Genomic DNA, 12,745 nt, shown 5'->3' with positions numbered 1-12,745 from the left:
GCCTGACGCAGCCGGTCAGGCAACGTCAGCACCGACTGCTAGGTTGAAGGCACTTAATAACAAGGGGGAGTTTGTTGAGTACAGCTACAGATCCGGTTCTGGATTCGCCCACCCGGAGTTTCACGAGCACGCCGGACGCGTTCCACGCACTAGCCGTCGCCGTCGCCGCGGCCCAGCAGGACGGACCGTTGCAGCCCGTCACCGTGATCGCGCCGTCCCACGCCTCGGCCCTGGACATCGCGCATTTCCTGGGACGGGTCGGCAACGGCGGGCGCGGCAGCGCCGCCGTCCGCACCGTCACGCTTCCCGACCTTGCCGAGGAACTCGCCGCTGCAGCCGGACAGCTCTCCGGCCGCGCTCCCCTGCCGGCCGTGGTCCGCGAAGGTGCCATCGTGGCCGCACTGGCCCAGACACCGGGGTTGTTCGCCGCGGTCGCAGATCAGCCGGCCACCGCCCGCGCCATCGCCAACACCTCGTCGTCACTGGACGCGGCCTGCCCCGAGGACCTTGAGCGCCTGCCGCGGCTGGTCCGGGAAGTTGCCCGCGTCCACCGGACCGCCGCAGCCGCTCTGACCGCGCGCTGGTATACCGCCCACGATCTCTATGCCGCAGCCTCCGCAGCCTTGGGCACACCGCAGGCCGTCAAGCGGTTGGGCAGCGTCATTGGCTTCCAGCTCGCCCCGGAGCAGGACCCGTCCGCCGCCGCTTTCCGCGGCGCGCTGGAACAGCACTCCGGAATCAGCCTCCTCACGGCCGCGGCGCCTTTCTCCCCCGGTGAGACGATCCTCAGTGTCTCCGACGCCGACGACGAAGCCCGCGCCGTCGTCCGCTTGGTCATTGATCGGCTGGCCTCCGGGGTTCCCGGGCACCGCATCGGCGTGTTCTATTCGGCCGCGGAACCCTACCGTGCCCTGCTGGCGCAGCGCCTGGCCGAAGCCGGCATCGAGTTTGTCGGCACCGGCGCACAGGGTCTGACTGATGCCGCCCTCGCCCGCGGACTCGCAAGCCTGTTGAGCCTGGATCCGGCGGCTCCCGATCTCCGGGTCATTTTGGACGTCTTGTCGCAGGGCAGCCTGAACTGGCAGGGAGGGACCCTTCCCAGCAGCGCCGCCTGCGAGCGCCTGCACGCCCACCCACCGGCCGATGCAGAGGATTCCGACGACGTCGATACCGCTGAGTTGCCCGAACACGAGCAGAAACGACGGCTGGATTATGCCCGCTTCACCGAGTTCGTGGCCGTACTTGGGGAAAACCTGAGGGGAGTCTTTTCTGCCGGTGGCTGGAGCGAGGTATCCGAAGCCCTGAGCGGTTTTGTCTCCGAGTTTTTCGCTCCGCGCTCCGCCACCGAACGTCCGGAGCAGGCCAAGGCGCGCAAGTACCTTTCCGAGGTGATCGGAGAGCTTGAACTGCTGCACGGCATCGCCCCGGCCCCCACCGCGGCCTCGGTCCGTTCCGCGGTGCGGCAGGGCATCGACTCGCGCCGTTCCTGGACCGGCGCCAGCGGAACCGGCGTGGTTCTGGGTTCCTACGACGACGGCGTGGGCCGGGATCTCGACGTCATCTTCATCGCCGGGGCTGCCGACGGACTGGCCCCGGCACGCATCCGGGAAAACCCGCTGCTGCCCGACAGTGCCGGTCCCATGCTCGACGCCCGGCTGCCGACCGTCCATGAACGCGCCGCCGCCCGGAAGGAACAGTTTCAACGTCTGCTCGCCACCGGTGTCGAACGCACCATCCTGTACCCCCGCGGAAACCTGCGCGCCGGCGGAAGCCTCTCTCCCTCCCGCTGGCTGGACGGCGCCGCCATTCAGCCTTTGCCATCCTTTGCCCACGGGCTGACGCAGGGTGCACCCACCCAGCAGGCAGCCACCGCTCAGGAATGGCGGGTGCGCCGGGTCCTTGCCGGAGGCACAGCAGCAGACCCCGTCCTGGAATCCGCCCTGGAAGTCCGGGCCGATCGTCGCAACGGAACGTTCTCCCGTTACAACGGCAACCTCTCCGGCGTGGCCGAATCGGTTGTTGACGCGGACAAGCCCATCTCCCCCACCCATCTGGAGGACTGGGTCATCAGTCCGCTCGTGTACTTCCTGCGCCGGATCCTCCGGGCAGAGCTGTTCGAAGACGTCACCTTGGAAGTCCAGATCAGCAATATGCAACGGGGAAACCTGATGCATCAGGTGTTGGAGGACTATGTGCGGGGCCTGACGGAGGGCGCCCACCCGGTGTCTGCGGAGAGGCTGCTGGAGATCGCTGATGAAGCATTCCGGGACACGGCTAACCCTGCATGGCTGAGCCACACCTGGGACCGCGACCAATCCCGAATCCGGGCTGACCTCCAGAAGACGCACGAGATCGACGACCACGCCCGCGGGACCGGCTGGCAGCACGTCGATGTGGAAGCCGAATTCGGCGGCGCCACCGGTGAGCCTCCCGTGGAACTTGATCTGCCTGACGGCTCCACCGTCCGGTTCCGCGGCAAGGTAGACCGGGTAGACCGGCACAGCACCGGCCAGATACTGGTCATCGATTACAAAACCGGCAAGTCCGAGAAGTACAAAAAGCTGACCGCGGAGAATCCCACCGCCGGAGGCACCCGCTTCCAGCTGCCTGTCTACGGGCTATTCGCCCGCCGGTTCCAGCAGGACCCCGCCGCGGAGGTCCGAGCCGAGTACAGGTTCCTCACCACTGCCGGCAACTACGCCAGCGTGGGCTACACGGTGGGTCCCGACGTCGTTGCCACCCTGCGCGACGACGTCGGGCTGATCATGGCTGCGCTCCGCGCCGGCATCTTTCCGCCCCGCCCGGAGTCGGACCGCTATGCCAACCACACCACGATGATGGGTGCCCCCGGCGTGCGGCACACCTGGGAACGGCTCAAAACCGACCCGGCCCTCAGAGATTACTCACGGTTCTTCCAGGAGGAGAAATGAGCACCATCGGCACTGCCCTGGCAGACCAGGACGACCGCACCCTCATCGCTGCCGAACTGGACACCACGGTGTTCGTGGAGGCCGGAGCCGGCAGCGGCAAGACCCACGCCATGGTCGGCCGAATCGCCGCATTGGTGGACAGCGGCGTCGACATCGGCAGCATTGCCGCCATCACCTTCACCGAGAAGGCCGCCGGAGAGCTCCGCGAACGGCTCCGTAAAACACTCGAGGACCGTGCCGGGCTGGACGCCAACCGGACAGTGCTGCGGAGCACTGCCCTCGACCGCTTGGATGCAGCCCCCATCGGCACCATCCACTCCTTCGCTGCCCGGCTGATCAGCGAATATCCGATTGAAGCCGGCGTTCCTCCGCTGATCACGGTGGTGGATGAGCTCCGTGCCCAGCTCGCTTTTGAACGGCGCTGGGAACAGGCCCAGCAGGCATTGTTTACCGATCCGGATGCCGACAGCGCGCTGCGGGTGCTGCTCGCCGTCGGCGTCACGCTCGACCAGCTGCGCAATGTGGCCAAGGCACTGGATGCCAACTGGGACCGGCTTCGGGACCACCCGCCGGTGAGCAAGACTGTGCCGACGCTGGAGGTCGGTCCGCTGTTGCGCGCTGCCGAACTGGTCCTGGAAAACAAGTCCCTCTGCACGGACCCCGAGGACAAGCTCATGGCTCGTTTTCCGGTCGTGGAAGAGTGGCGGACCCGGCTGCAGGAAGTGCGCGGGTCCGGTGATCTTGGCCGCATCATCGATGTGCTGAGCAGCCTGCCCTCCAAGGGTTACTCCATTGGTAAACAGGGCAACTGGGGCGGGGATGTAAAAAGCGTCCAGCAGCAGTTCGTAGCGCTGGTCGAAGAGCGTGACCAGACCCTGGTGCATTTGGTCTCCCCCGCCGTCGAGACCGTCAGTGCCATCCTGTCCACGGTCCTGCTGGACGCCGCCCAGACGCGGCAGCGCAGCGGTGAACTGGAATACCACGATTTGCTCGTCCACGCCCGCGACCTGTTGGTCGGGGAAACCGACGACGAGGCTCCCGCCCGGCTTCCCCTACAGCAGCGCTACACCCACCTCATGCTCGACGAATTCCAGGACACCGACCCCGTCCAGGCCGAAATCGCTGTACGGCTGGCCGCCGGGGCCGGCTGCGGGCCGGAAGGTTGGGAGAACCTGCCGGTTCCAGCCGGGCGGCTGTTTATGGTGGGAGATCCCAAGCAGTCCATCTACCGGTTCCGGCGCGCGGACATCGCCACGTTCCTGGCCGCCCGCGGACGCGCAGTCGCCGCTCCCGAGTCCGAGATCGCGACTCTGCAGACAAACTTCCGCTCCACGACCGGACTGCTGGAGTGGATCAACTCTGTATTTGCTGCGCTCATCCAAGCCAACGGCACCGTCCAACCGCCCTATGCCGCTCTGGTTCCGGCTCCCGGCCGCCCCAAGTGGATCGGAAACGAGGCGGGTCCCGCTGTCACCGTCCTCGGGCGCAACGGTGCCGTCCCCGGCGAAAACGGGAAGGTAACTGCAGCGGACCGCAACCGACAGGAGGCGGACGACGTCGCGGCCGCCATCCGTGTTGCCACCGGCAGCGCCGGCCAGCCGGCCTGGCAGCATCAGGGCGGCAAAGCAGCGGACTTCCTGCACCGGAACGTGGAGCTCAAGGACGTCTGCATCCTGCTGCCCACGCGCACTGCGCTGCCCTTCATCGAGGACGCGCTGGACGCCGCTGGCATCGAGTACCGGGCCGAGGCCTCCTCGCTGGTTTATGTCACTCAGGAGGTCACCGACCTGCTGCTGACGCTGCGGTCACTGGCCAACACCGCCGACCAGGCGGCGCTGGTGCTTACGCTGCGCTCTGCCCTCTTCGCCTGCGGGGACGATGACCTCTTCCGCTGGAAACAGGCCGGCGGATCCTGGAACCTGTATGCGCCGGTCCCGGAGGGTCAGGAGACGTCGGCAGTGGGCGCCGCACTGGCATATCTTGCCGTCGTGCATCGCGAAATCCCTGTGCTCTCGCCGGCGGAGCTGCTGGAACGCATCGCCGCGGACCGACGGATTTTGGAAGCCGCAACGGACACCCCGCGCTACCGGGATGTTTGGCGCCGGATCCGATTCGTCGTCGATCAGGCGCGGGCATGGTCCGAAGCCACCCACGGCGGGTTGCGCGATTACCTGTCATGGGCCGCTTCCCAGCAGGACGAGAATGCCAAGGTCAAAGAGTCCATGGTGCCGGAAACCGACATGCAAGCCGTGCGCATTATGACCATCCACGCGTCCAAGGGACTGGAATTTCCGATGGTGATCTTGGCCGGAGCAGGGTCCGCACCCCGGACTTCCGCGGATCCCGCGCTGTGGGACGGCAGCGGCAATGCGCTGGTGCATTTTGTGAAGGGCATCGAAAGCCGCGGCTATTCCGAGGCCGCCGGCGCTGAAAAGGAATTCACCGAAGCGGAACGCCGCCGGCTGTTGTATGTCGCCTGCACCCGCGCCGAAAGCCATCTGGTGGTCTCGCATTACAACAGCTCCGACAAGAGTTTGAGCGGATTGCTGGCGTCGGTGAACGACGACGTCGAGCTGGCTCCGGACCTGGAGATCCCGGACGAGCTCGTTCCCCTGTCCAAAGAGCGGGTTGCCCCGGCCCCCGTCCCTGAGTTTGCAAAGTGGGAGGTGCAGGCTGCTGGCTGGATCAAGCAGTCTGCCCTGGCCTCGCGAACCTCCGTTACAGCCTTGGCCAAGGGAAATTCCGCAGCCGCGGGAACCGGTGTGGCCACGGAGTACGGATCGTCGGTCTCCTTCCGTGCGGCGGAGGACGCGGATGAGGTCCTGCCGGGGTTTGCAGGGCATCCCGTGGAACACGGACCCGTGTTCGGCACTGCCGTACACCGCCTTTTGGAACTGACGGATCTGGAGCTGGCACCGTCGCTGACGGAGTTGGCCGCCAACGTCGCTGCTGCTGCGGGTCTGCGCGTTGTCTCAGATCTGGAGGCGTATGCCCGCTCCGCTCTCGAGTCGGTGCCCGTCCGTCGCGCCGCTGTGCGGGAGCACTGGCTGGAACTGCCGATCATGGTTCCCGAGCAGGACCGCACGGTGGAGGGCATCATCGATCTGATGTACCGCGAAGATGACGGAAGCCTGGTCATCGCCGATTTCAAAACCGACGTCAGCGTTGGTACTGAGCAGCTGGCCGCGTACTGGCGGCAACTGGGCACCTACGCCCGGATGATGGAGCGCATTACCGGCGAACATGTCGGCGAACTGGTGCTGATTTTCTGCCGCGCCGGCGGCGCCGAGGTGCTGAGGAGGACCCGTGGCTGATCATGTGGTTCCGTTCAGTGAAGCCGATCTTAGGGACCGGGGCTTCGGGGGTTTCAAGCGGTTCGATGACCTTGACCTGTCCCAGGTTCCCCGCGAGCCGGGCGTTTATGCCGTTTTGCGGGATTTCTACAGCAACCATGAGGTCTTGACTGCCAGCGTAGGCGGCTGGTTCAAGGGCAAAGATCCCTCCGCCGATCCTGAAAAGCTGAAGTCCCTTCTGGGATGTCATTCCGAAACCCTCTACATCGGCAAGGCAGACGCCGGTGCTCGGGGCACCCGCGGCCTGCGGAAGCGGATCACGGAGTTTTCCCGGTTCGGCAGCGGTCAGGCCGTTGGGCACTGGGGCGGGCGGTATATCTGGCAGCTCTCCGATTCTTCGGATCTGCGGATCGCGTGGCTTCCCGTGACCGACCGGCCAACGAAGGAAGTCGAAGATGAGCTGTTTGAAGAGTTCTTTCAGTTTTATGGGCAGCTGCCCTTCGCCAACCTGCGTCGGTAGCACCCCGCGCACCATTCCACTGCGCACGATTCGCTTGTTCCACATCAACAAACTTCCAGAAGGAAGATAATGACTTCTCAAACTGACGTCCGACAATTGGTTGATTTCATCACCGCTGAGCTCCCCCGCGATTCGTGGACGCCGTGGCCCGGCGGCTGGCCCGATCAGATCGAGGCCGCTCTCATTGATGCCGTCCTTAGCATCAGCGCGAAGTACGGCTCCGAGACCAACGGTGTCCGGGGTGCAGTCGCCCGCTACCGAGCAGAGGTGGACTCGGACAGGCCAAACGATCTCGCACGGTTAGCGGGCCAAGACCCGGAACAGCTGCAAGTAGTCCTAAACAACAACCAGAAGGTGAGCGGGCGCACCAAAGCCTCCGCGCTTGTGGAGGCCGCCAACAACTTGCTCTGCCAAGGTGTGAAGTCTGCAGCCGATGTAGATCCCCATAACCCAGACCAAAAGAAGGCGTACACCGATGTGCATGGACTCGGCTGGGTGACATGGGAGTACTTCGGCATGTTGCTCGGTAAGCCGGGTATCAAGGCGGACCGATGGATTGTCCGCTTCGCAGGCCGGGCTCTCGGCCGCGATGTGACGGCAACCGAAGCCAAGGCCTTATTGTTTGAAGCTGCCGCCGAGCTTGAGGCAACACCAACGGAACTGGACCACGCCATCTGGGCACACGAGCGTGATCTGCGGGTCCCACCCTTATAAGGTGTCTCAGCACCGATTTACTATGGAAATGGCCCCACAATAATTCATGCCTGTTTTCCAAGGACCCCATCATGGACCCTGTCTGGAATGAACTTTTCCCTGACCCGCATCCGCCGGACGTTGTACCACCAGGGTTGGACCCAGAAACCGGAAAACGAACCCGCCCCTGTCCGGTCTGTGGCCACGAGGCATGGCCAGTTGTCTATGGTATGCCTGACCCCGCGCTTGGCGATCCCTGGCCCAAGACATACTACGAGGGATGCGTCATTCCCCCAGGCAAATTCATGTGCTCGTGGCGCTGTGCCTCGCCCGACTGCAGTCACGAATGGCGACAAAGTTCTACCGGCAAACCGAGCAGCCCCAATGGACTCCTGCTCGAATCAGCGTCCCTAATGTCCGCGCCTCCACAACCGCGACGGCCGGCCGCGCGTACCGTCTGACATCAGGCCCGTAGCAGCCAATTGTGGCTCCATCTGGCGCCGGAAGGTGTCGCGCATCAGAGGCCGTCCGGCGACCGCCTCGTGGAAGTCCCGAAGCTCCTTCAAGGTGAAGGGCTCGGGCAGCAGGCCCGCCGGGTCCGGTGTCTGCGCGTAGTCCTGCCGTAGCCGCTCCACCGCCAGGCCCACCATATCCGCATGGCCATAGGGCAGCCCGGCAATCAAGCCTGCATCCCCTGTAACCGAAGCCAGCCGAACGTCGTCGGACTGCACCGGCTTCTCCAAATCCTGAGTAGGGACCGCGTCCACGTGCGCCACGGACAGCGTCCACCCCCGGTCGTCCCGGTCCGGATCGTCGAAGACGTGGAGCTGCTGCGGGACCCGCCCCTCGATTCCGGCTTTGTCCCGGAGGGAACGCAGGACGGCGGCCGCCAAGGTTTCGCGCTCCCGCAGGAAGGTGCCGGGCAGCGCCCACTCCCCCGTGCGGTGTTCCTCCCGCCGGCGTACGAGCAGGACTTTGAGCTGGCCGGCGTCAACCGTCAACGCTGCGGTGTCCACGGCGACAGACGGCCGGGGATATTCCAGGAGGGGCAAGGGTTTGCTGGACTCACTCATACCCCTATTTATCTCAATCTTGCGCAAAAGATGCAAACGGCGCATACTGGAATCAATTAGCGCGAATATGCGCTAAAGGAAGGGGTTCACCATGAAGATTCCACAGCTCCACGTAGGTGCCGGCACCGCCGCCGGCCCGCTCACCATCTTTCCCGTCTGGACGGCCGGTGCCGGACGGCTAGGCATCACCACTGGCCTAAACGCCGACATCGCGGTATCCGAACTGACGTCCGGCGCCAGGGTGGGCAATCTGACCATCCTGAATAAAGGAAAGACCAATGCCCTGCTGCTCGAAGGCGAGCTGCTGGAGGGTGGCCAGCAGCACCGCACCTGTTCCCGCGACGTGCTCGTCGGCCCCGGTGAGTCCATGGACATTGAGACCTTTTGCGTTGAGGCCGGACGATGGGAGGCGGGCCAGAGCATCCACCGCCGCCTCGCACGGCGGGCACCCGTGAATGTCCGCGCCGAGCTGGCATATGCCGGCGCAGCACCGGGACGCGACAGCCAGGCACAGATTTGGGAACGGGTCCGGCGCTTTGATGCCGCCCGCGGACCCTCTGCCACCAGCTCTCTTCCAGAGCATCTGGACCGCTTTGGCGCGGACACCCGGCCTCAGTCCGTTCCGCCTATTCCGAAACCCCTCGAGGGTCAGCGCGGAGTGCTCATCGGAGTTGCCGGGCAGCCGCTGCTGCTGGAAGTCTTCGGCACCGGAACACTGTTCCGGAGGCACTATCGCCAGCTCATCGAAGCCGTACTCCTGGACGCCGAGCTGCTGCCCGCATCTGCGCGGAACGCCGCACCGATGCCGGGGCAGGCTGCCCGGGACCTGGCAGCCATCGCCGGTCCCATGGACTTCGGCGAGTTCTACGGCAGCGGCGATGTCCGACGCCACGACACCATGCGCAGCCGGCACATCAACGGAACCCGCGGCCCCGTGCGCGCCTCGGGCATCGCCGTCGTGCTCCCCGACCGGGCTCCCGAGATTGTCCATGTGAGCTACTGGAACACCAACCACTTCCTCATGGAGACCTCATGAACCTGAACTCCCTGCAGAATGACCGTGCCGCCGGCGTCCTCGTGGCCTTGGCCGCCGGAGACGCACTCGGCGCCGGCTACGAATTCGGCGCTCCCCTGCCCGACGGCGCCGAGGTCACCATGAAAGGCGCCGGACCGTTCGGGTTCGATCCGGCCGAATGGACCGATGACACCTCCATGGCCATCCCCATCGCGGAAGCACTCCTCGACGCCGGCCCCGCCCCCGCCGCGCTGGACGCCGTCGCCCGGGCCTGGAGCGCGTGGGCCGCCGAAGCCAAGGACGTAGGCTCGCAGACCCGGAACGTCATCGACGCCGCCCGCCGGACCGCGGCAGCGGACCACCGGTCCGAGGTCACCGCTGACGACTTCGCCCGCGCCGCAGAAGCCTTCCACGAACGCACCGGCCGCAGCGGCGGCAACGGATCACTGATGCGCACCGCTCCTCTGGCCCTGGCCTACCTGGACCGGGAACCGGCGGAACTCATGGCACAGGCCGGGGTGCTCAGCGCGCTTACCCATGTGAAAGCCGACGCACAGGAAGCCTGCGGGCTGTGGTGCGTCGCCATCCGAGAGGCTGTTCTCACCGGGCGATTGGATATCCGTGCGGGGCTGCCCCTGCTGGCGGAGGACCGCGCAGGCCTGTGGCTGGAGCGGATCGAGACGGCCGAAGCATCCCGACCGCGGGACTTCACTCAGAACGGCTGGGTGGTGCAAGCGCTGCAGGGTGCGTGGAGCCATCACCAGCACGCGCGCCGGATGCAACGGTCCCGCCCATCTGCGGGCCGCACTGGAAGAAGCCGTCCGCGGCGGCAACGACACCGATACGGTGGCCGCCATCGCCGGGTCACTGGTGGGAGCCGCCTATGGTTTCTCCGCCGTGCCCTTCGAATGGCGCCGGAACCTGCACGGCTGGCCGGGCCTGCGGACGCGTGACCTGATGACCCTCGGCGTCGAACTCGCCGCCGGCAACGGGCACCGGGCGGACACGTGGCCTCGTACCCCGCATTTTGATTACAGCTCGTGGTCCAGAACCGACGTCCTGGTTCAGCATCCCGACGATGACGGCGTCTGGCTTGGCGGGGTAGGTGCGCTCGGCAGGACGGCGGAGATGGGCATTGATGCAGTGGTCAGTCTGTGCCGGTTGGGAACGGATGACGTTACCGGCATCGTCCCGGAGAACCAGGCGACGTTCTGGCTGGTGGATTCCGCCTCCCCGGAATCCAACGCCTACGCCGGCTATGTCCTGCAGGAGGCTGCCGCCGCCGTCGAACGCTTCCGCGCTGAAGGCAAAACCGTGTTGCTGCACTGTGTCCGGGCCGAATCCCGAACCCCGACCGTTGCAGCACTCTACGGTGCGCGTGCCGCCGGAGTGACTCCGTTGGAATCTCTGGAGCATGTGCGCCGGGTCCTGCCCAACGCTCATCCGAACCCCGCCTTCCGAGAGGTCCTGGCCGTGGCCGTTGCTCAGGCAACAGAACCCGGCAACTGAAAGGGAACCGCGGCGACTCCCCCGCAAACCGGGCAGGTCCCAGCGCAGGCCGTAGCTCGTGGTAGAAATCGCCCATGGGAGAATCGCACGTTTTCGTGACCAAAGGCAGTCTGACCAACTTCGCATGTGACGCGTGGCTGCTGCCCACCGACCGGACGTACAGCATCAAGAAGCATTGGCTTGATGCTGTACGCGGACTTGAAGCTGCGGTGAAGGAAAACCTGGACGAAGACTTCGCGAGCGGATCCAAGCTGACCCAGCCCCTGGATTCCTGGTCCGCCGGGGAACCGCTGCCGGTCCTCACGGCGGTGCCCTATGAGGGGATTTCCTCAGTGGGGGATCTCCTCCCGCCGGTGCGCGAGTTTGTTCGTGTGGCGGCCGAGAGGGCCAGAGCACGGTGGGCGCCGAGCCGAGCAGATACGGCCCGGCCGGTTCCACTGCTCGGGATCCCTCTGTTTGGAACAGGCGGAGGCGGAGCGGGGTTTGTCGTCGGGGACGTCATCAAGCGCCTTCTCGAAGAGGCGCGGAGAGCTGCGGCCGAAGCGCAGGTTGATGTTGCCCTGGTGCTTAGGGATGAGAAGGACTTTGCCTTCGCACAAGAGCTACGGAAGCGCGAGGGCGCGGACTGGTGGCCAGCTCTGAATCAAGACCTGCGAAACCAAGCTGAACCGTTGGCCGCCCATGCCCGCAGCGGCAAGCTTGTTCCGTTTATGGGGGCCGGAGTCAGTATGAGCGCGGGGGCGCCCAGTTGGGGACAGCTATTGGACGGGCTGGCTTCGGATGCGCAGCTTTCCGATCGAGAGAAGGAGTCCCTCAAGAACCGCAGCAACCTGGATCAGGCCGGCATCCTGCGGTCCATCTTCAACGAGCGTGTGAACCGGGGCGAAACGTCCTTCAACCAAGCCATAGCAAGTCGTGTGGACCTGAAACGCTATGGCTTGGCGCCTGCGCTCCTGGCGAGCCTGGGTTCGCGTGAGGCGATTACCTTGAACTACGACACGTTGTTTGAGACGGCCTCCGCCGACGCCGGATTCCCCCGCACCGTAATCCCCGGTGGAGTCCAGGAAAAGAACGCCTGGCTGCTGAAACTTCACGGTTCCGTGACGGATCCGGAGAGCATTGTCCTGACCCGCGACGATTACCTAGGTTTCAATGTCTCGCGCAACGCGCTTTCTGCGCTCGTCAAAGCCACACTCATGACGCAGCATCTGTTGTTCGTGGGATTTGGGCTGGAGGACGACCATTTCCACGAAATCCTCCATGACGTGCGCCGGGCCTTGCCCGAGGCAATGCATGAAAAGAACGGGATCGCGACAGCACTGATGCTGTCCAAAGATCCGTTGGGTGAGCGCATGTGGTCCAACCAATTGAGTCTCGTGTCAATGGGCCCAGACACGAATGGACGAACCGCTCGCGCTCTCGAAATCTTCCTGGATTATTTGGTGGCAATGGCCACCGACAGCCATTCCTACCTTCTGGCCGGCGGGTACGAACAGGCTCTGACTGAGGCAGAACGGTTGTTGCGCAAGAGACTGCAGGACCTGAGCGATCAACTTACGGGCCAGGAGAAAGAAAGCAGCGGGGGCAGGCGCCTGCAGGAAATGCTCGGCGAACTGGGTGCCGAAAGCTGACCCTGCCCCCGGGGTTGCAGGATGTTAGCGGCTGGATGCCGGTGCCTGAGACCTACGACCAGCATCATCCCTGGAAAAGCC

Annotated in this window: 8 protein-coding genes and 2 pseudogenes; 9 read left to right on the top strand and 1 reads right to left on the bottom strand. The window is 65.1% G+C overall.

All coding sequences use genetic code 11. From position 1 onward, the window contains the following. Window positions 1–74: 74 nt before the first annotated feature. The 4 genes from CXQ89_RS12615 to CXQ89_RS12600 all read left to right on the top strand — a co-directional run bounded on the left by CXQ89_RS12615 (window position 75) and on the right by CXQ89_RS12600 (window position 7,457). Entirely contained in the window at window positions 75–2,930 is a 2,856-nt protein-coding gene (locus CXQ89_RS12615) for a PD-(D/E)XK nuclease family protein (RefSeq protein WP_146067248.1), read from the top strand. After that, window positions 2,927–6,244: an exodeoxyribonuclease V subunit beta gene (locus CXQ89_RS12610; protein ID WP_104161516.1), complete on the top strand. Its 3,318-nt coding sequence runs from the start codon at window positions 2,927–2,929 to the stop codon at window positions 6,242–6,244. Before CXQ89_RS12615 ends, CXQ89_RS12610 begins: the two co-directional genes overlap by 4 nt. Next, window positions 6,237–6,743 (top strand): hypothetical protein, encoded by a 507-nt coding sequence (locus CXQ89_RS12605; protein WP_104161515.1) that lies wholly within the window; start codon window positions 6,237–6,239, stop codon window positions 6,741–6,743. The genes CXQ89_RS12610 and CXQ89_RS12605 overlap by 8 nt, the downstream gene beginning before the upstream one ends. A 69-nt stretch (window positions 6,744–6,812) precedes the next feature. Continuing rightward, entirely contained in the window at window positions 6,813–7,457 is a 645-nt protein-coding gene (locus tag CXQ89_RS12600) for a hypothetical protein (protein WP_104161514.1), read from the top strand. A 389-nt stretch (window positions 7,458–7,846) separates the two neighbouring features. Here the strand turns inward: CXQ89_RS12600 and CXQ89_RS12595 are convergent, their stop codons facing one another. Further along, entirely contained in the window at window positions 7,847–8,509 is a 663-nt protein-coding gene (locus CXQ89_RS12595; protein ID WP_104161513.1) for an NUDIX domain-containing protein, read from the bottom strand. A gap of 91 nt (window positions 8,510–8,600) precedes the next feature. Here CXQ89_RS12595 and CXQ89_RS12590 point away from each other — a divergent pair, with 91 nt between their 5' ends. From CXQ89_RS12590 to CXQ89_RS12580, 5 genes and pseudogenes are all read left to right on the top strand, one after another. Then, window positions 8,601–9,545 carry an ARPP-1 family domain-containing protein gene (locus tag CXQ89_RS12590; RefSeq protein ID WP_104161512.1) on the top strand — a complete coding sequence of 315 codons (945 nt, stop codon included), beginning with the start codon at window positions 8,601–8,603 and terminating at the stop codon, window positions 9,543–9,545. Beyond that, a pseudogene (locus tag CXQ89_RS18635) lies at window positions 9,542–10,201 on the top strand (ADP-ribosylglycohydrolase family protein); the annotation flags it as partial. The gene CXQ89_RS12590 and the pseudogene CXQ89_RS18635, both read left to right, overlap by 4 nt. Further along, window positions 10,146–10,367: pseudogene (locus tag CXQ89_RS19060) on the top strand (hypothetical protein); the annotation flags it as partial. The pseudogenes CXQ89_RS18635 and CXQ89_RS19060, both read left to right, overlap by 56 nt. 54 nt (window positions 10,368–10,421) lie before the next feature. Further along, on the top strand, window positions 10,422–11,033 hold the full coding sequence (locus CXQ89_RS18630; protein ID WP_219815626.1) for a dual specificity protein phosphatase: 612 nt from the start codon (window positions 10,422–10,424) through the stop codon (window positions 11,031–11,033). A 209-nt stretch (window positions 11,034–11,242) separates the two neighbouring features. Next, window positions 11,243–12,664: an SIR2 family protein gene (locus CXQ89_RS12580; RefSeq protein ID WP_181032335.1), complete on the top strand. Its 1,422-nt coding sequence runs from the start codon at window positions 11,243–11,245 to the stop codon at window positions 12,662–12,664. Window positions 12,665–12,745 lie beyond the last annotated feature (81 nt).

This window comes from Arthrobacter sp. ZGTC212, from assembly GCF_002929255.1.
GTDB lineage: Bacteria > Actinomycetota > Actinomycetes > Actinomycetales > Micrococcaceae > Arthrobacter_B > Arthrobacter_B sunyaminii.
The sequence above is the reverse complement of the archived record's forward strand: the minus strand, read 5'-3'. Positions and strand labels throughout refer to the sequence as shown.

Bases quoted from the DNA above. Each gene is read 5' to 3' on its own strand.
- CXQ89_RS12610 (WP_104161516.1), top strand. From the start codon at position 2,927: ATGAGCACCATCGGCACTGCCCTGGCAGACCAGGACGACCGCACCCTC.
- CXQ89_RS12600 (WP_104161514.1), top strand. From the start codon at position 6,813: ATGACTTCTCAAACTGACGTCCGACAATTGGTTGATTTCATCACCGCT.
- CXQ89_RS12595 (WP_104161513.1), bottom strand. From the start codon at position 8,509: ATGAGTGAGTCCAGCAAACCCTTGCCCCTCCTGGAATATCCCCGGCCG.
- CXQ89_RS12590 (WP_104161512.1), top strand. From the start codon at position 8,601: ATGAAGATTCCACAGCTCCACGTAGGTGCCGGCACCGCCGCCGGCCCG.